Source organism: Corynebacterium sp. AOP12-C2-36, assembly GCF_052379185.1.
In the GTDB taxonomy this organism is placed as follows: domain Bacteria; phylum Actinomycetota; class Actinomycetes; order Mycobacteriales; family Mycobacteriaceae; genus Corynebacterium.
In genome coordinates, this window is record NZ_JBQSYJ010000009.1 from 102,591 (window position 1) to 119,130 (window position 16,540).

Consider the following 16,540-nt stretch of genomic DNA (forward strand, 5'->3'; position numbering starts at 1 on the left):
AGCAGTTATGCTTTCAGCACTATTGAGCGCCCGGCGCCCAATCCCCGATCTCGCAAGGAGTCCAGCTGTGCCGTCCCACCACCACCGCCCCGTGCGGGGCCGAGGGCTCGTCGCCACCGGCCTCGCCGCCGCCCTGACCGCAGGAGCCGTCGGTGCCGCCCCGGCGTTCGCCGACCCCGGCCTCCCCGGCTCAGGCACGGGGTCCGCCGGCGGCTCGGTGTCTGGTTCGGTATCGGTGGTGGACGACCTCGTCGCCGACGCCAAGCAGCAGGTCTACAACATCACCGACTCCGAGTTCGTTCGCACTCCCCTGGCGAACGAGATCCTCGGGCGCACCGCCGCCCCGGTGGTGGTCCTGGGCGCGCAGCTGCAGGACGACTGCTCGGCACCGCCGGTCCTCGAGGACCGGCTGGACGCCGCGGCACGGCTGCTGAAGGACCACCCGGAGAACCCGGCGATCCTCACCGGCGGAGTCACCGTCGAGGACTGCCCGAGCGAGGCGGCCGTCATGGAGGCCGGCCTGGAGGACCGCGGTGTCGACAACGACATCATCCTCGAGGAGGACTCGTGGAACACCCTGCAGAACGTGGAGAACACCGCCGGGACGATCGAGAAACTCGGTGGGACCACGATCGTGGTGACCTCCGACCCGCACTACCTGCGCGCGCTGAAGAACTACCGTGACGCTGGCCTGCGCGCCTTCGGCTACGTCGGCGGCGTGGGCTGACCGTCGCCCCCCGTCAGTCCAGCATCTCCACGGTGACACGGTCCTCCGACACCAGGCAGCGGAACTGCATGCCGTCGTCCCGTGCCCCGTGGGTCACCTCGACGCCCTCGACGTGCTCGCTGAACACCTGCCCGTCGACGACCCACCGGTCGGCGTCCGTGTCCGGTCGGGCGTCCCACAGGTCGAGCTCGGCGTCCTGCCCGAAACCGGTCTCCCAGCGGACCTCCTCACCGCAGTGTTCCCGTGCCCCGGACTCCCCCAGCCCGCCGGCGAGCGTCTGGTAGCTCTGCAGGAACCACCACAACGCCACAACGCCGACCACCGCGACCAGGGCGATCACGGTGACGGCGGTGAGGACGACCCGGCGGTCAGGCGTCCCGGGCATCCTCGGCCCCAGCCGGCGAACCGGCCGACGACTCGGCCGTGTCCTTGCCCATGTCCCGCGCGTCGATGCGCAGCACCAGGGCCAGGACGAACACAAGCACGGCGATGCCCGCGCCAAAGAAGAACGCGATGTGGACACCGTCCACCAGGGCACCCACCGGATCACCCGCGGACGATCGCGAGGAGCCGATGCCCATCACGGCGATGAACAGCGCGGTACCCGCCGCGGCGGCGAGCTGCTGCAGCGTGTTCAGGATCGCCGAACCGTGGGAGGAGATCTTGTCCGGCACGGCGGCAAGCGCGTTCGACATCAGCGGGGTCATCATCAGCGACAGCCCGATGTTCAGCACCACCGCGACTGCGGCGAGGTACCAGAACGTCTTGTTCTCGTCGAGCATCAGCAGCATGACCATCGCGGCGACCAGCAGGGCACCGCCCGGGATGATCAGGGGCCGGGTACCCACGCGGTCGTAGAGACGTCCGACGATCGGGCCCATCGCACCCATGATGATGCCGCCCGGCAGCGTGACCAGGCCGGTCTGCAGCTCAGACAGGCCCAGCACGGTCTGCCCGAAGATCGGCATGATGATGATGAAGCCGAACAGCGAACCGAAGGACAGCAGCATCAGTGCCATCGACAGGATGAACTCGCGGATGCGCAGGGGCTCGGTGTTCATCAGGGGGGCGCGGTGCTCCCCTGCTGCCTGGGCGCGCATCAGCATGCCCTGACGACGGAAGAAGACGGTCAGGACCAACGCGCCGACGACCAGGCAGACCACGGCGACGGTCGGGAAGCCCTCGGCCGCCGCAGACAGGCCGGACAGGCCGTAGATCGTCGCGGCGAAACCGACCGCGGACAGACCCACGGACAGCAGGTCGAACGGCGGGCGGCTGGGCTCCTGGAAGTTGCGGATCTGCCAGACACCCATCAGCAGTGCGAGCACGGCCAGCGGGATCATGACGATGAAGATCCAGCGCCAGTTCAGCAGCTCCAGGATGAGGCCGGCGAACGTGGGGCCGAGGGCCGGGCCCACGGCGATGACGATGGTCACCAGGCCGAAGACCGAGCCGCGGCGCTCCACCGGGATCAGGATCATGATGGTCGTCATCAGCAAGGGCATGATCAGGGCGGTGCCGGCAGCCTGGAGGACGCGTCCCACCAGCAGGATGGCGAACGCCGGGGCCGCGGCGGCGAGGACGGTGCCGGCGAGGAACAGCGACAGGGCGATGATGTAGATCGCCCGCAGTGTCAGCCTCTGCATCAGGTAACCGGTGGTCGGGATGACGACCGCCATGGTCAGCATGAACACCGTCGTCAACCACTGGGCGACGTCCTCGGTGATGTCGAACTCACGCATCAGCGTGGGCAGTGCGTTCGACAGGGCGGTCTCGTTGAGAATCGCCACGAAGGCCGCGGCCACGAGGATGCCGATGAGCAGCCCGACGTTCACGCCCTCGTTGGCGGGACGGGTGCCCGTGTTCTGTGCCGCGGACGGGGCTCCTGAGTCTGGTCCTGAATGTGGATCGGTGTGTGCCATGGGGTTCCTCCCTGGGGTACTGCACGACGAGGCCTCACACAGGTGGTGTGGGATCCGTCGTCGGTGGGCTGCGGCGGCGAATCACACGCCACAGCACTCTGCACGGGTCATAAGGCAAGCAAAAAGACCCCCTTGCGATCGGAGGTCTCGTATGCGTTATCCGGGGCGTCGGGCTCTGTGGCGACGAAATACACCGCACCCGTGCACTAGCCCTGCCATCTTAGAGGGGGTCGGGGACCCGTGCAACCTGGGTCTGACCACACATGACGTAGGTCAGCGTTCGGTCGTGGAACCGTCCGTGGCCTCGGCGTCGGACGGCTCGGACGCCTCGGATGCGGCGTCCTCGATGCTCTTCGCGTCACCCTCCCCGGAACCCTCTCCGGGGGTGATTTCTCCGGCGGACCCGCCGCCGAGCTCCGCACGGATCTGCTCCAGACGCGAGGCCGCGGCCATGTCGCGCCCACTGGTCTCGATCTCGGCCATGCGCCCGCGCACACTGTTCTCGGTGAGCTCCTGGGCGCCGAGCGCGTTGGCGTAACGCGACTCGATCTTGTCGCGGACGCTGTCGAGCGTGGGCACACTGTCGTCGGCCTGGATACCCTGCATCGACTCCAGCGCCTGGTTGGAGCTCTCCTGCATCTTCGCCTGGTCGACCTGGGCGCGCAGCTGGTCGATCTGGCCCATCTGCTCCTTGAGCCGGACCTCCGACTGCTTCTGCTGCTGCTGTGCCTGCTCCGCGGCCTGGGTGGCCTGGGCGTGCATCTTCTTGGTGTCCTCGATCTCCTGCTCCACGGTGACGAGCTGGGTGGCGAAGATCTCCGCGGTGTTGGTGTACTCGCCGGCGGCGGCGGAGTCCCCCTCGGACGTGGCCTTGTCGGCCTGCTGGAGGGCGGTGCGCGCGTTGTTCTGCAGCTTCTCCTGGTCCTTGACCAGCCGGTTCAGGGTCATCTCCAGCTGGTTTCGGTTGCCGATGATCCGGGCGGCGGACTCGGTGACCTCACGGTGCTGCTTCTTCGCCGCCTCGGTGGCCTGCTGGATCTGGACCTTCGGGTCGGCGTTCTCCTCGATGGTGGTGTCGAGGGACTGCATCAGGTACTTCCAACCCTTCGAGAAGGGATTCGCCATGGCGGCACTCCTAACGTTGTCTTCCGCGGTCTTCACTGTCTTCGTTGTCTTCGCACGGCGCGTGTCCGGTCCATCCCCAGCATAAAGGGTTTTCCGTCTGTCCGTCCCGAAGGACGGTTACCATCGGTGACCATGACTACAACCGCCGCCTGCATCGAAGCCACCTCCGCCGGGGCCGACCTCACGAAGGGCACCGTCACCCGCCGCGACCTGCGCGCGGACGACTGCCTGCTCGAGATCCGCTGGTCCGGCATCTGCCACTCCGACATCCACACCGTCAACGGGGACTGGCCCCACGAGAACTTCCCCCTGTCACCCGGACACGAGATCATCGGCACCGTCCTGGAGACCGGTGCCGACGTCACGAAGTTCGCCGTCGGCGACATCGTCGGCATCGGCTGCATGGTCGACTCCTGCGGCGAGTGCGCGTCCTGCGCCGACGGTGAGGAGAACTACTGTCTCGAGGGCCTGACCGGCACCTACAACGGTGTCGACCGGCACGACGGCAGCATCACCCAGGGCGGCTACTCCACCCACATCGTGTGCCGCGACGACTTCCTCATCCGCATCCCCGAGCTCCCCGGCGGCATCGACGGCGACACCATGGCCGCGATGACCCCGCTGCTCTGCGCCGGCATCACCACCTACTCCCCCCTGAAGCACTGGGGCGTGGGCCCCGGGTCCCGCGTCGCGGTGGTGGGCATGGGCGGACTCGGCCACGTGGCCGTGAAGATCGCCGTCGCCCTCGGCGCCGAGGTCACCGTCTTCTCCCACGGCCTGTCGAAGAAGGAGGACGGCCTGAAGTTCGGCGCGTCCTCCTACGTCGCGACCGGCGGGGACGCCGCCGACACCTTCCACAAGGACCACGCCGACGAGTTCGACCTGATCCTGAACACCGTCTCCGCCGTCCTGCCGATCCACCGCTACATCAGCATGCTTGCCGTGGACGGCACCCTGGTCATGCTCGGTCTCCCCCCGGAGGGCATGAACATCCGCACCGGCCAGCTCGCCGGACGGCGGCGCAGCGTCGCCGGCTCCAACATCGGCGGCATCGCCGAGACCCAGGAGATGATCGACTTCTGCGCCGAACACGGCATCACCGCCGACATCGAGCTGGTCTCCGCCGACAACGTCAACGAAGCCTACCGGCGCGTCCTGGGGTCACAGGTGCGCTACCGCGCCGTCATCGACGCCCGCACCATCTGAGCGGACGGACCGGCGGGAGGTACCGCTAGCCGTTCTGCTGCTGCTCGGCGACCTTCTGGCGAACGTCGTCCATGTCCAGGCCCTCGACCTCGGTGATCAGGTCGGTAAGGGCCTTGGGCGGCAGCGCGCCGGCCTCGCGGTAGACCAGGATGCCGTCACGGAACGCCATCAGCGTGGGGATCGACTGGATCTGCAGTGCGGCGGCGATGTCCTGGTTCGCCTCGGTGTCGATCTTGCCGAAGGTGTAGTCCGGGTACTTCTCGGACACGTTCTCGTAGACCGGGCCGAAACGCTTGCAGGGACCGCACCATTCGGCCCAGAAGTCGAGCAGCACGATGCCGTCGCCCTGGATGGTGTCCTGGAAGTTCTCGTTCGTGATCGTGGTGGTGGCCATTGCCGTACCTTCCTTACTGACGCGTGTCTGTCGTCGAATCTGTCTACACGGGTTCAACGTCACGTGCGGCGGGACGTATTCCCCGGCGTGGGTTCACCGCCCCACGGTACCGGGGACCGCGACGTGGCGTCACGGCTCCGGTCAACCGCCTGCGGCGGCCCCGGCGTTCCGATAATGTCTGGGAACATGACTACACACGCCACCGGCACCTACAAGCTGTGGAAGAAGCTCAACGGCAGCGCACCGGGCCGCGGGCTCTTCTCCCTCGGGTTCAGCCTGAAGGCACCCTACTTCCGCACCGTCTTCCCGCGTATCCGCGTGGCCGAGCCCGGACGAGCCGTGGTCCGTATCGGTGACTGGTGGGGCGTGCGCAACCACATCGGCACCTACCACGTCATCGCCGCGCTCAACGGGGCGGAGGCGGCCATGGGAATGCTCTGCGAGTCCAGCGTCCCCACCACGCACCGGTGGCTGCCGCGCGGCATGCGCGCCGACTACCCCGCCAAGTCCTCCGGCGGGCTCACCGTGACCGCCACCGCGGACTTCCCCGACTTCTCCACCATCACCCGTGAGACCGGCGGACAGCTCGTGACCGTGGACATCGCGCTGATCGACGACGCCGGCAACGAGCCCGTCCACGCCCAGATCGACGTGTGGGTGTCAGCGAAGAAGGGCTGATCACCAGTCCGTGAGCCAGTGGCTGAGCAGGAAGGCCACCACGGCCAGGACCGCCATGGCCACCACCGACACCACCGCCGGCAGCACGCGGCCGCCACGCAGCAACCCCACCGCGTCCACCGAGGCACTGGAGAAGGTGGTGAAACCGCCGCAGAGTCCGGTGCCCACCAGGGCGATCAGCCACCAGCTGTCGCTCAGTCCGTAGAGCGCACCCAGCGCCAACGAGCCGGCGGTGTTGACCACCAGCAGCCCGAGGAGCAGGTCGCCGCGGGAGCGACGCGAGATCGCCGCGTCCAACCGCCACCGCAGCCACGCCCCGGACCCGCCGCCGAGGGCGACGAGCAATGCCGCGACGAGGGACACCTCCCCGGTCATGCCGCCGCCCTCCCCTCACCGGGCACGAGGCGTTCCCCGCACCACAGCCCCGCGCGGGCGAGCAGCAGCCCCAGGACGACCGTGCCGACCAGGTAGACGACCGGCCCGAGCAGGCCCCCGGCGTCCTGTACGGTCGCCGCGGCGATCGCCGAGTAGGACGTGAACCCGCCGAGCAGGCCGGTGCCGAGCGTGAGCCGCAGGCGCTCGCGACGCCCGGGGGCGCCGTTGCGTCCGACGTCCCGGACGAACGGCAGCGCCCCGACGAGCATGCCCATGACGAAGGCCCCTACCTGGTTCACGACCAGGAGGGGCCACAGGGATCCGGTCACACCGGTGTCCACGGTGAACGTCCACCGCAGGAACGCGCCCGCCGCTCCCCCGGCGAAGACGAGGAGGCCGGCGGTGCGCGCACCGTGGCCCGAGGTCGGGCCGGACGTCACAGAAGTCATGTCCGCGATGCTAGGCCACCGCGGACGATTCGTCAGGCGGTCACGCGTTCTTCGTGGCCGAGACGTCGAAGTTCAGCTTGATCTTCTCGGAGACCAGCACGCCGTCGCTCTTCAGGGGGGCGTTCCAGGTCAGGCCGAAGTCGCTGCGGTTGATCTCGGTGGAACCCTCGAAGCCCACGCGGCTGTTGCCCCAGGGATCGGTGACCTCGCCGTCGAACTCGAAGTCCACGGTGACCGACTTGGTGACGTCCTTGATGGTGAGGTCACCGGTGACCAGGAGGTGGTCGTCGCCCTCGGCCTCGACCCCGGTGGAGGTGAAGGTGATCGTGGGGTAGGTCTCCACGTCGAAGAAGTCCGCGGACTTCACGTGGCCGTCGCGGTCGGCGTTGCGGGTGTCCAGCGAACCGGCCTGGATCTCCACGGAGATCGAGGCATTGCCCAGCCCCTCCTCCGTGGTGGCGGAACCGGTGAAGTCGGTGAAGGAACCGCGGACCTTGGTGACCATCGCGTGACGGGCGGTGAAGCCGATCTCGGAGTGTGCCGGGTCGATGGTGTAGCTGCCGGCGAAGTCGTTGACGCTGCTCATGATGATTTTCTCCTTGGTGGGGTGCGTTACGGACGCCAGCGTAGGCCGATGTAGTTGATGTGTCAACTACCCGCCGATTGTGGTTCAATGGTCACCATGACGAACGGCAAGACCGCACCGACCGCCCCCTGGCTCTCCGAGTCCGAACAGCACCTGTGGCGCTCGTGGCTGTCCGTGGCACGGCGCATGGACTCCGCACTGGCACGTGACCTGCAACGCGACACCGGCCTGTCCATGGCCGACTACGAGGTACTGGTGAACCTGTCCGAGGCCTCCGAGCACAAGATGCGCATGGCGCTGCTCGCCGACCGGCTGACCTGGGACCGTTCACGCCTCTCCCACCAGATCACCCGCATGATGAACCGGGGCCTGCTGGCGAAGGAGACCTGCAACTCCGACGGACGCGGCGCCTTCGTCGTGCTCACCGACCAGGGCCTGTCCACCATCCGCGATGCCGCCCCGTCCCACGTCGCCTCGGTGCGGCGTCTCATGTTCGACGTACTCAGCGACGAGCAGGCCGAGACCCTGGACGGGATCCTGAGCACCCTCGCCGGCCAGTTCGAGGAGTAGTCCGGCCCCCTAGACTCCCCTGCTCAGGTCGGAGAACTTCGAGTAGTGCAGCTGGTGGGCGACCTGCACGGTGCCGATCGGACCACCACGGTGCTTCGCCAGGATCAGGTCGGCCTCGCCAGCACGCTCATGGTCACGGTTCTGCGCGTCCGGACGGTTGATCAGCAGCACGATGTCGGCGTCCTGCTCCAGCGAACCGGACTCACGCAGGTCGGACACGCGCGGCAACGCGTCGTCGCCACGGGACTCCACACCACGGTTCAGCTGCGAGATCGCGACCAGGGGGACGTCGACCTCCTTGGCCAGCAGCTTCAGCTGACGGGAGAACTCCGACACCTCCTGCTGACGTGACTCGACCTTCTTGCCCGAACTCATCAGCTGCAGGTAGTCGACCACGATGAGCCCCAGGTCGTGCTTCTGCTTGAGCCGGCGGGCCTTCGCCCGGATCTCCGTCATCGTGAGGTTCGGCGAGTCGTCGATGTAGATCGGGGCGTTCTCGATCGCGGTGACCCGCTGGGTCAGCTTGTCCCACTGCGAGTCGACCATCTTGCCGCCGCGCATCACGGACAACGGCACCTCCGCCTCCGCGGAGAACACGCGCATCATCACCTCGGACTTGCTCATCTCCAGCGAGAACAGCACCGAGGCACGGTTCTGCTGGACCGACACCGAGCGCATGAAGTCCATGGCCAGCGTGGACTTGCCCACACCGGGACGGGCCGCGACGATGATCATCTGCCCGCCACGCAGGCCGTTGGTCATCTCGTCGAGCTCGCTGAACCCGGTCATCACACCCTCGCCCTGACCGTCCCCGTTTTCCAGGGCGTCCAGTTCGTCCATGGTGGACTCCAGCAGGTCCTGGAGCACCATGTAGTCCTCCGAGGCGGACTCGTTGGTGATGTTGAACATCTCCTGCTGCGCGCGGTCCACCACGCTCTCCAGCTCGTTGCCCTCCAGGCCGGAGTAGCCGTACTGCACGATCCTCGTGCCGGCGGACACCAGGCGGCGCAGGACGGCCTTCTCCGAGACCAGGTCGGCGTAGTAGCCCGCGTTCGCCGCGGTGGGCACCTTCGACGACAGCTCGTGCAGGTACGGAGCCCCGCCCACGCTGTCCAGGATGGCGTTGTTGTCCAGACGCCCGGCGAGGATCACCGGGTCGACCTCCATGCCCTCGCCGTACAGCTCGAGCATCGTCTCGTAGATCGTCCGGTGGGCGGGACGGTAGAAGTCGTCCGGACGCAGCCGCTCGACGACGTCGGCGATGGCGTCCTTGCTCAGCATCATGCCGCCGAGGACGCCCATCTCCGCCTCGGTGTTCTGCGGCATCTGCCGCGGCTCGGCGAAGGCGCCCCCCTCGTTGGACGCTCCGCCGCGGCGGCGGTAGCCGCCCTGTCCCCCTCCCTGTCCTCCTCCCGGGGCGCTGCCACGCCCCGCGCCCGGGGCGTCCTGCGGTGCAGGCCCGTCCCACTGGTCGGGCTCCGGCGGCAGCGGCACGGCGCCTGCGTCGTCGGCGAAACTGTCGCGTGCCCGCTCCGGTGTACTCATGCCCATGATTCTAACCCCCTCAGGCGACATTCCCCGAGGGCGTGCTCCGACCTGTGCACAACGCCCACGGACGCCCACGTGGGGGCGGTGGCGGGACCGTCTCCACAGAGTTGTCCACAGGCCGTGTGGATCACTTGTGCACTGAATGTGCACCTGTGGGGGAATTGCCTGTTGGCCCTGTGGACAACTTGTGGACAAGGATTGCTCTGACCTGCGAGTATTCGCGTTCATGCCGGTCACAGGGCTCTTGGTCCGCATTATGGCCGTCGACTTCCAGTGGACAACTCCGGTTGCCGCAGGCCAGCGGAGCGCCTCAGAGTATAACCCGAGGTCAGCGCGATGGCCGATGGGGCCATATTTAGCACATGTTTCGACCAAGTTATCCACAGTTGTCCACAGGGCCCGGAAGTCCTGTGCACAATCCCCGCGGTCCGTCGTGCGGGTCGTCCCGGGAACCGCCCCCACCGGCCCCGGACATGCCGAAGGGCCCGTCGACCGGTCGTGACGACCGGGCGCGGGCCCTTCAGACTGTGCTGTTGTCTTACAGATGGTGGCGTTCGTCGCCTGAGCCGCGGGGAAGCCAGGATGTCGCGGACACGGGAACCGGGTGTCTAAGCCGGCGAACCCCGGGTGTCTAGGCCGGGGGTGTCCACAGATCCTCTCGGGACTTCTGCAGCGCTGTGGCGAGCGGAGAACTACTTCTCTGCGACGACCTTGAAGTTCAGCGACGCGACAACCTGCGAGTGCAGCTTCACGTCGACGTTGTAGGAACCGGTCGCCTTGACGTCACCCTGATCGAGGACGATGGAGCGCTTGTCGAGATCGCGTCCGCCGGCAGCCTTCACGGCGGCGGCGACGTCCTCGGCGGTGACAGAGCCGAACAGCTTGCCCTTGTCCGAGGTGCGCACGGTGACCGTGACGTTGTTCAGGCGGTCGATCTCGTCCTTGACCTCGCGAGCGTGGTCCAGGTCGCGGATGACCTTGTCCTGCTGTGCACGGCGGATGTTCTCCACCTGACGCTCAGCGCCACGGGTGGCGGTGATGGCGTAGCCGCGCGGCAGCAGGAAGTTGCGTCCGTAGCCGGCCTTGACCTCGACGATGTCACCAGGGACACCGAGGTTGTCGACGGCGGCGGTGAGGATCAGCTTCATGATCCGTAGCCTTTCATGGTTTCGGTAGATCCGGGAGGATCTGGGGTTGACTCACACGACAGATCAGAACGGCGGTTCGTCGCCGCCGTCGAAACCGGACTGCGGAGCGGAGTTCCACGGGTCATCGTCCGACGCGGCGTTACGCCCGCCGAACCCACCCTGGCCACCGGCGTTACCGCCGCCGTAGCCCTGGTTGGGTTGACCACCCTGGTTTCCCTGCTGACCACCGAAACCACCCTGGCCACGGTTACCACCGAAGCCACCCTGGTTACCGGCCTGGCCGCCGCCCTGCGGGGCCTGCTGGCCACCGAAGTTCCCACCCTGACGGGGGGTCTTGGTGACCTGGGTCGTGGCGTACTTCAGGGACGGGCCGACCTCGTCGGCCTCGACCTCGAACACGGTGCGCTTCTCGCCCTCGCGGGTCTCGTAGGAGCGCTGCCGCAGACGGCCGTTGACGATGACCCGGTCACCCTTGGTGAGCGAGTTCGCCACGTTCTCGGCCGCCTGGCGCCACACGTTGCATTGGAGGAACAGCGCTTCGCCGTCCACCCACTGGTTCGACTGGGAATCATACCGGCGCGGCGTGGAGGCCACTCGGAAGTTCGCGACGGCGGATCCGCTGGGGGTGTACCTCAGCTCGGGGTCCGCGACGAGATTTCCGACGACGGTGATCGGGGTGTCTCCCTGTGCCATGTCAGTTTCTCCTGTCAGTCTGTGTCAGTCGGTGTCGGTTCGACGTTGATGCAGATGTCGTGAAGACGCCTACTTGGCGTCCTTGCGCAGCACCTTCGTGCGCATGATGATCTCGTTCAGGTTCAGAACGCGGTCGAGCTCCTGGACGGTGGCCGACTCACAGTTCAGGTCGACGACAGCGTAGATGCCCTCTTCCTGCTTGTTGATCGGGTACTCCAGGCGACGCTTGCCCCAGATATCAACCTTGTCGACCGTACCGTTCTCCTTGCGGACCGTCTCGAGGAACTTGTCCAGGGACGGGGAAACGGTGCGCTCATCCTGTGACGGGTCGATGATAATCATCATCTCGTATTGACGCACGGACCTCATCACCTCCTGTGGTCTAGTGTTTTTTCGGCCGTATCCGGGAATGGATGCGGCAGGAGGGTTCGTTGCGTCAGCAACCTGCTCAGGATACACGCCACACCCTGTTTGCCCAAGTCAGGCTGGGCCCGCCGTGGCCCAGAACACGGCGATCAACACCGGGATCAGGGTGATGAACACGATCGCGGCGCCGAACAACCCCCACACCACCGCAGGACGGCGCTTCGCCATGAAGCTGGCGAAGGATCCGCCGAACAGGAGGAACCCGATGAAGACGCTGCCCATGGTGACCAGCAGCTCGGTGCTGGTCATCAGAGGTTGTTGAGGAAGTCGTCGATCATCCGGCCGATGTCGGTGTCCTGGCCGTCGCCGGTACCCGTGCCACCGCCGCTCTCCGGTGCGGTGTCGGCGGAGTCCTCGTCGGAGTCCTCGTCGTCGCCGCCGCCGGTGCCCGCGGAGGCCTCGTCACCCGCGGAGGACTCGCCGCCACCGGTTCCCGAGGAACCGGCCTGCGGGTCCTGGACGACCGGGACGGAGCCGTCGAACTGCTCGATCGGCTCGTTCACGAGCGCCTCGTCCATGTAGCCCTGCCAGATGTCCGACGGCGACTGCGAGCCGTACATCGAACCGCCGTAGCGTGCGTCGACCAGGGGCTGGCCGTCGGTGTCGCCGATCCACACGGCCGTCGCCAGCTGCGGCGTCGAACCGATCATCCAGGCGTCCTTGTTCTGCCCGGTGTCGCCCAGCTGGGCGGTACCGGTCTTCGCCGCGCTGGGACGACCACCGGCGAGGGAGTGGTTGTTGGAGTAGGCGGCGATCGGGCCCATGGCCGCGATCACCTCGTCGGCGACCTCGGGCTGGACGACCTGGGTGGACTCCATGTTCGTGTTGTCCAGCAGCATCTCGTCCTCGGAGGTCTCGACCTTCCAGACGAAGTGGGCGGGGATGTACTGACCGTGGTTGGTCAGGGTCGCCAGCGCCGACGCCATGTCGATCGGACGGGACTGGTACTGCCCCAGGGTGATGCCCTCGTACGGCGTGTCACCGTTCTCGCGGAGCGTCTCGCCGATGCCCGGCAGCTCCTCGGCGACACCGAGGCGGTGCGCCATGTCCGCGACGTCCTGCGGACCGTTGTCCAGGTCGCGGGCCACGCGGATGAAGGAGGTGTTGAGGGAGCGCTTGAGCGCCTCTGCCATCGAGCAGCTACCGCAGGATGCACCCTCCACGTTGTTCACCTCGGTCGCGCCGGTGGTGACGGGGGAGGAGTCGTAGTTCGTCGAGGTGGGGATGCCCTGCTCGACCGCGGCTGCCATGGTGAAGATCTTGAAGGTCGAACCGGTCTGCAGACCCGCGTTCGCCCAGTCGAGTCCCGTGGGGTCGTCGCCACCGTAGTAGGCGCGCACACCACCGGTGTTCGGGTCGATCGAGACGCCGGCCGAACGCACGGTGTCGGCCTGCGCCTCCATCGCGCTGTGCACGTTCTCCACCATCGCGCTCTGGTGGTTGGCGTCGATCGTCGTGGTGATCTTCAGCCCGCCGGTGTTCACGGCCTCCTCGGTGATGCCGTTGGCGTTGAGCTCGGCGAGCACCTGGCTCTTGATCAGACCGTTGGTGCCCTCCGCCACGGAACCGGAGTCCACCTGGGCGGGGTCGATGACCTCGGGGTAGACCATCTCGTCGCGTTCCTGCTGGGAGATGGTGTCCATGTTGACCAGGCCGTCGGCGACGTAGTTCCACCGCTCCTCGGCCTCGGGACGGTTGGTCCACGGGTCCAGCTGGCTGGGCCGCTGGATCGACGCGGCGAGCACCGCACCCTCGGCGGGGGAGAGCTCCTGGATCGGCTTGTTGAAGTAGGCGCGCGACGCCGCGGAGATGCCGTAGGCGTTGCGTCCGAAGTAGATGGTGTTGAGGTAGGCCTCGAGGATCTCGTCCTTCGACCACTCGCGCGACATCTTCGACGAGATCACCAGCTCCTTGCCCTTACGGACCAGGCTGCGCTCGTCACCGACGACGGCGTTCTTCACGTACTGCTGCGTGATGGTGGAACCACCGCCGGCGTCCTCACCGGTGAGCTGGCCGAGGGCGGCACGCGCGAAGCCGGTGACGGAGAAGCCGGGGTTGTCGTAGAAGTCGCGGTCCTCCGCGGCGAGGACGGCGTCCCGCACGTGCTCCGGGATCTCCTCGATGTCCACGTTCTGGCGGTTGCCCTCCGGCGGGACGATACGCGCCAGCTCGGTGGTGCCGTCGTTGGCGAAGATCTGGGAGATCTGGTTGTTCACCAGCTCCTCGGGCTGCGGCACCTTCGTCACCGAGTAGGCGGCGAAGAACGTCACCAGCGGTACCACGATGAGCACGGCCAGGACTGCCGCCACGGAGGCGAAGAGACGGCCCCACACCGGCTTGCGTGTGCGGGTGCGCTGACGCTTCGTGGAGTCGTTGGGGGTGGTCGAGTCGTTAGTCACGTGGCTGTTCTCTCCGTACTGGAATTACCGGCACCGTACATGTCTTCCCTGATCAGATGGTTCCATCCGCAGCGCAGGCAGACCTCCACCGTGTGGACGGCCACCCCGCTCCCGGATCCTCCGGCAGGGTCCGCGTCGGCACGGTCCTTAGCAGACCGCGCGACGCCGTCAGGAAACAGGGTAGCGAGGATAGCGCTGATCTCCGAAAGACTACGCGCCGTTCCGGACTTTTCCCCCATTGCCGCACCGTGGACCCACATGCTCTCGCGCAGATCCTCGGCACCGCAGACCGGGCACGGCCGGCCGGCACGTACGCCGAGGACCTCGGCGGAGGACCGCAGGCCCCGGTCGGCGTCGCAGACGTCGGCGCGACGACGTTCGCCGCGACGCAGGGCGCGGAGCGTCCTACGGCGGTCCAGGTCGTGGGAGACGGTGTGGACGGGCTGCACGGTGGTCGACATGATGGGGCCATCCTATCCCGTGCCGCGGACACGGCGTGCCCGACGAGGTGAATCGGTCAAGACCCGGTGTTGACCGGTCAAGTACCACTGCATCCCACGTCAGGCAGTGTTTTTCCCGAGCGGCAGGGCTAACGTCCGGACCCATGAGTTCTCAGGACACCAACACCATCAAGCTGGCCATCGCCGGCATCGGCAACTGCGCGACATCCCTGCTCCAGGGCCTCGAGTTCTACAAGGACACCCCCGACGACGACACCGTCCCCGGGCTCATGCACGTCCGCTTCGGCGACTACCACGTGCGTGACATCGAACTGGTCGCCGCCTACGACGTGGACGCCGACAAGGTCGGCAAGGACGTCGCCGCTGCCACCGAGTCCGGCCAGAACTGCACGATCAAGATCTGCGACCTCCCGGAACTGGGCATCACCGTGCGCCGCGGCCACACCGCCGACGGCCTCGGCAAGTACTACCGCGAGACCATCGAGGAGTCGGCCGAGCCGGACGCCACCCACGACGAGGTCGTCGCGCACCTGCGCGAGACCGGCGCGGACGTCCTCGTGTCCTACCTGCCGGTCGGCTCCGACGAGGCCGACAAGTTCTACGCCCAGTGCGCCATCGACGCCGGCGTCGCCTTCGTCAACGCCCTGCCGGTCTTCATCGCCAGCGACCCGGAGTGGGCGAAGAAGTTCGAGGACGCCGGCGTCCCGATCGTCGGCGACGACATCAAGAGCCAGGTCGGCGCGACGATCACCCACCGCGTCCTCGCCCGGCTCTTCGAGGAGCGCGGCGTGACCGTCGACCGCACCTACCAGCTCAACGTCGGCGGCAACATGGACTTCAAGAACATGCTCGAACGCGACCGGCTCGAGTCCAAGAAGGTGTCCAAGACCCAGGCGGTGACGTCGAACCTCACCGGCGCGCTCGCCGGCAAGACCGACGACCGCAACGTGCACATCGGCCCGTCCGACTACGTCCAGTGGCTCGACGACCGCAAGTGGGCGTTCATCCGCCTGGAGGGCCGCGCCTTCGGCGACGCGCCGATCAGCCTGGAGTACAAGCTGGAGGTGTGGGACTCCCCGAACTCCGCCGGCATCATCATCGACGCCGTGCGCGCCGCCAAGATCGCCAAGGACCGTGGCCTGGGCGGACCCGTCGACCCCGCGTCCACCTACCTGATGAAATCCCCGCGTATCCAGCAGCCCGACGACCGGGGGCGTGCAGACCTCGAGACCTTTATCTCGCAGGGGTGACCACACCATTTCAGGGGTCCCCGGTAGCCCCTCTGACCTGCCCGGAGCTGAACATGTTAAGGAAGTTCACAAACCTAAAGGTGGTAGCAGTATACCTTTCGGATGCAAAGCACGGTAGGTTGGTGTCATGACAGCTACCCCGTCTGAAGTCGCGCAGCGCCTGCGGCCCGTCGTCACGCGAATGTACCTCCTGTACTTCCGCCAGACGACGCAGTCCAGCATCAGCACTGCACAACTCTCCATCATGATGAACCTCCAGACCCACGGTGCCCTGCGCATCAGCCAGATCGCCGACCTGGAGTCGATCCGGATGCCCACCGCATCCAACGCGATCAACCACCTCGAGTCGCTCGGCCTGGTGTCCCGCGTCCGCGACGTGAGCGACCGCCGCGGCGTGCGCGTGAAGCTCACGGACCTCGGCAGGACCGAGCTGACCCGCATCGGCGACGAGCGGGACAAGCAGATGGCGAACATCCTCTCGGTCCTCGAGCCCGACCAGCTGGAGCGTGTGGAGGACTTCATCCCCACGCTGGAGGCCGGCATGGAGGTCTTCGACTCCCGTCGCATGGGGGAGAAGTAGTCG

The 16,540-nt window shown here is 67.1% G+C and carries 20 protein-coding genes; 6 read left to right on the plus strand and 14 right to left on the minus strand.

The genetic code is table 11. The annotated features are described in order from the left end of the window. The first annotated feature begins 67 nt into the window (after window positions 1-67). Window positions 68-727, plus strand: coding sequence for a YdcF family protein (locus ACT3UN_RS09515; RefSeq protein WP_301442423.1), 660 nt, complete (start codon window positions 68-70; stop codon window positions 725-727). Between the two features lie 13 nt (window positions 728-740). On the opposite strand, the gene ACT3UN_RS09520 is transcribed toward ACT3UN_RS09515, so the two are convergent. The 3 genes from ACT3UN_RS09520 to ACT3UN_RS09530 form a co-directional block, all read right to left on the minus strand. Beyond that, window positions 741-1,112 (minus strand): hypothetical protein, encoded by a 372-nt coding sequence (locus ACT3UN_RS09520; RefSeq protein WP_301442422.1) that lies wholly within the window; start codon window positions 1,110-1,112, stop codon window positions 741-743. Beyond that, entirely contained in the window at window positions 1,096-2,649 is a 1,554-nt protein-coding gene (locus ACT3UN_RS09525) for a DHA2 family efflux MFS transporter permease subunit (protein WP_301442421.1), read from the minus strand. Before ACT3UN_RS09525 ends, ACT3UN_RS09520 begins: the two co-directional genes overlap by 17 nt. A 273-nt stretch (window positions 2,650-2,922) precedes the next feature. Beyond that, the gene (locus ACT3UN_RS09530) at window positions 2,923-3,774 is read right to left on the minus strand and encodes a PspA/IM30 family protein (protein WP_301442420.1); all 852 of its coding nucleotides are present in this window, start codon (window positions 3,772-3,774) and stop codon (window positions 2,923-2,925) included. A 132-nt stretch (window positions 3,775-3,906) separates the two neighbouring features. Between ACT3UN_RS09530 and ACT3UN_RS09535 the strand changes: the two genes are divergently transcribed. Further along, the gene (locus ACT3UN_RS09535; RefSeq protein WP_444656943.1) at window positions 3,907-4,980 is read left to right on the plus strand and encodes an NAD(P)-dependent alcohol dehydrogenase; all 1,074 of its coding nucleotides are present in this window, start codon (window positions 3,907-3,909) and stop codon (window positions 4,978-4,980) included. 25 nt (window positions 4,981-5,005) lie between these two features. Here ACT3UN_RS09535 and trxA read toward each other — a convergent pair whose 3' ends face one another. Further along, window positions 5,006-5,374, minus strand: coding sequence for a thioredoxin (gene trxA / locus ACT3UN_RS09540; protein ID WP_301442418.1), 369 nt, complete (start codon window positions 5,372-5,374; stop codon window positions 5,006-5,008). 186 nt (window positions 5,375-5,560) lie between these two features. On the opposite strand from trxA, the gene ACT3UN_RS09545 reads away from it, so the two are divergent. Next, window positions 5,561-6,052, plus strand: a complete 492-nt coding sequence (locus tag ACT3UN_RS09545) for a hotdog fold domain-containing protein (protein ID WP_301442417.1) — start codon at window positions 5,561-5,563, stop codon at window positions 6,050-6,052. On the opposite strand, the gene ACT3UN_RS09550 is transcribed toward ACT3UN_RS09545, so the two are convergent. Genes ACT3UN_RS09550 through ACT3UN_RS09560 form a run of 3 tightly spaced genes read right to left on the minus strand, consistent with a single transcriptional unit; the run spans window position 6,053 to window position 7,462 of the window. Then, complete coding sequence (locus tag ACT3UN_RS09550) at window positions 6,053-6,427, minus strand: fluoride efflux transporter FluC (protein WP_444656944.1); 375 nt, start codon at window positions 6,425-6,427, stop codon at window positions 6,053-6,055. Continuing rightward, window positions 6,424-6,876, minus strand: a complete 453-nt coding sequence (locus ACT3UN_RS09555; protein WP_301442415.1) for a CrcB family protein — start codon at window positions 6,874-6,876, stop codon at window positions 6,424-6,426. Before ACT3UN_RS09555 ends, ACT3UN_RS09550 begins: the two co-directional genes overlap by 4 nt. Window positions 6,877-6,916: 40 nt before the next feature. Beyond that, window positions 6,917-7,462 carry a YceI family protein gene (locus ACT3UN_RS09560; RefSeq protein WP_301442414.1) on the minus strand — a complete coding sequence of 182 codons (546 nt, stop codon included), beginning with the start codon at window positions 7,460-7,462 and terminating at the stop codon, window positions 6,917-6,919. A gap of 96 nt (window positions 7,463-7,558) precedes the next feature. Between ACT3UN_RS09560 and ACT3UN_RS09565 the strand changes: the two genes are divergently transcribed. Next, window positions 7,559-8,032, plus strand: coding sequence for a MarR family winged helix-turn-helix transcriptional regulator (locus ACT3UN_RS09565; protein ID WP_444656945.1), 474 nt, complete (start codon window positions 7,559-7,561; stop codon window positions 8,030-8,032). Window positions 8,033-8,041: 9 nt separating this feature from the next. On the opposite strand, the gene dnaB is transcribed toward ACT3UN_RS09565, so the two are convergent. The 7 genes from dnaB to ACT3UN_RS09600 all read right to left on the minus strand — a co-directional run bounded on the left by dnaB (window position 8,042) and on the right by ACT3UN_RS09600 (window position 14,707). Beyond that, the gene (gene dnaB, locus ACT3UN_RS09570) at window positions 8,042-9,577 is read right to left on the minus strand and encodes a replicative DNA helicase (protein WP_444656946.1); all 1,536 of its coding nucleotides are present in this window, start codon (window positions 9,575-9,577) and stop codon (window positions 8,042-8,044) included. 695 nt (window positions 9,578-10,272) lie between these two features. Beyond that, the gene (gene rplI / locus ACT3UN_RS09575; protein WP_301442411.1) at window positions 10,273-10,728 is read right to left on the minus strand and encodes a 50S ribosomal protein L9; all 456 of its coding nucleotides are present in this window, start codon (window positions 10,726-10,728) and stop codon (window positions 10,273-10,275) included. 63 nt (window positions 10,729-10,791) lie between these two features. Then, window positions 10,792-11,421: a single-stranded DNA-binding protein gene (locus ACT3UN_RS09580; RefSeq protein ID WP_301442410.1), complete on the minus strand. Its 630-nt coding sequence runs from the start codon at window positions 11,419-11,421 to the stop codon at window positions 10,792-10,794. Between the two features lie 69 nt (window positions 11,422-11,490). Further along, the gene (rpsF, locus tag ACT3UN_RS09585) at window positions 11,491-11,790 is read right to left on the minus strand and encodes a 30S ribosomal protein S6 (RefSeq protein WP_301442409.1); all 300 of its coding nucleotides are present in this window, start codon (window positions 11,788-11,790) and stop codon (window positions 11,491-11,493) included. 111 nt (window positions 11,791-11,901) lie between these two features. After that, on the minus strand, window positions 11,902-12,096 hold the full coding sequence (locus ACT3UN_RS09590) for a hypothetical protein (protein WP_301442408.1): 195 nt from the start codon (window positions 12,094-12,096) through the stop codon (window positions 11,902-11,904). Next, a complete protein-coding gene (locus ACT3UN_RS09595; RefSeq protein ID WP_444656947.1) occupies window positions 12,096-14,246 on the minus strand; it encodes a transglycosylase domain-containing protein in 2,151 nt (716 codons plus the stop codon). The genes ACT3UN_RS09590 and ACT3UN_RS09595 overlap by 1 nt, the downstream gene beginning before the upstream one ends. Next, window positions 14,243-14,707, minus strand: coding sequence for a DUF5318 family protein (locus tag ACT3UN_RS09600; RefSeq protein ID WP_301443055.1), 465 nt, complete (start codon window positions 14,705-14,707; stop codon window positions 14,243-14,245). Before ACT3UN_RS09600 ends, ACT3UN_RS09595 begins: the two co-directional genes overlap by 4 nt. A gap of 143 nt (window positions 14,708-14,850) precedes the next feature. On the opposite strand from ACT3UN_RS09600, the gene ACT3UN_RS09605 reads away from it, so the two are divergent. Together ACT3UN_RS09605 and ACT3UN_RS09610 are read left to right on the plus strand one after the other, a co-directional pair. After that, window positions 14,851-15,957: an inositol-3-phosphate synthase gene (locus ACT3UN_RS09605; RefSeq protein WP_301443056.1), complete on the plus strand. Its 1,107-nt coding sequence runs from the start codon at window positions 14,851-14,853 to the stop codon at window positions 15,955-15,957. A gap of 127 nt (window positions 15,958-16,084) precedes the next feature. Beyond that, entirely contained in the window at window positions 16,085-16,537 is a 453-nt protein-coding gene (locus ACT3UN_RS09610) for a MarR family winged helix-turn-helix transcriptional regulator (RefSeq protein WP_301443057.1), read from the plus strand. Window positions 16,538-16,540: the final 3 nt, after the last annotated feature.

Bases quoted from the DNA above. Each gene is read 5' to 3' on its own strand.
- ACT3UN_RS09580 (WP_301442410.1), bottom strand. From the start codon at position 11,421: ATGGCACAGGGAGACACCCCGATCACCGTCGTCGGAAATCTCGTCGCG.
- ACT3UN_RS09525 (WP_301442421.1), bottom strand. From the start codon at position 2,649: ATGGCACACACCGATCCACATTCAGGACCAGACTCAGGAGCCCCGTCC.
- ACT3UN_RS09535 (WP_444656943.1), top strand. From the start codon at position 3,907: ATGACTACAACCGCCGCCTGCATCGAAGCCACCTCCGCCGGGGCCGAC.
- dnaB (WP_444656946.1), bottom strand. From the start codon at position 9,577: ATGAGTACACCGGAGCGGGCACGCGACAGTTTCGCCGACGACGCAGGC.
- ACT3UN_RS09560 (WP_301442414.1), bottom strand. From the start codon at position 7,462: ATGAGCAGCGTCAACGACTTCGCCGGCAGCTACACCATCGACCCGGCA.
- rpsF (WP_301442409.1), bottom strand. From the start codon at position 11,790: ATGAGGTCCGTGCGTCAATACGAGATGATGATTATCATCGACCCGTCA.
- trxA (WP_301442418.1), bottom strand. From the start codon at position 5,374: ATGGCCACCACCACGATCACGAACGAGAACTTCCAGGACACCATCCAG.
- ACT3UN_RS09610 (WP_301443057.1), top strand. From the start codon at position 16,085: ATGACAGCTACCCCGTCTGAAGTCGCGCAGCGCCTGCGGCCCGTCGTC.
- ACT3UN_RS09590 (WP_301442408.1), bottom strand. From the start codon at position 12,096: ATGACCAGCACCGAGCTGCTGGTCACCATGGGCAGCGTCTTCATCGGG.
- ACT3UN_RS09550 (WP_444656944.1), bottom strand. From the start codon at position 6,427: ATGACCGGGGAGGTGTCCCTCGTCGCGGCATTGCTCGTCGCCCTCGGC.
- ACT3UN_RS09600 (WP_301443055.1), bottom strand. From the start codon at position 14,707: ATGTCGACCACCGTGCAGCCCGTCCACACCGTCTCCCACGACCTGGAC.
- ACT3UN_RS09555 (WP_301442415.1), bottom strand. From the start codon at position 6,876: ATGACTTCTGTGACGTCCGGCCCGACCTCGGGCCACGGTGCGCGCACC.
- ACT3UN_RS09545 (WP_301442417.1), top strand. From the start codon at position 5,561: ATGACTACACACGCCACCGGCACCTACAAGCTGTGGAAGAAGCTCAAC.
- ACT3UN_RS09530 (WP_301442420.1), bottom strand. From the start codon at position 3,774: ATGGCGAATCCCTTCTCGAAGGGTTGGAAGTACCTGATGCAGTCCCTC.
- ACT3UN_RS09565 (WP_444656945.1), top strand. From the start codon at position 7,559: ATGACGAACGGCAAGACCGCACCGACCGCCCCCTGGCTCTCCGAGTCC.
- ACT3UN_RS09520 (WP_301442422.1), bottom strand. From the start codon at position 1,112: ATGCCCGGGACGCCTGACCGCCGGGTCGTCCTCACCGCCGTCACCGTG.
- ACT3UN_RS09605 (WP_301443056.1), top strand. From the start codon at position 14,851: ATGAGTTCTCAGGACACCAACACCATCAAGCTGGCCATCGCCGGCATC.
- rplI (WP_301442411.1), bottom strand. From the start codon at position 10,728: ATGAAGCTGATCCTCACCGCCGCCGTCGACAACCTCGGTGTCCCTGGT.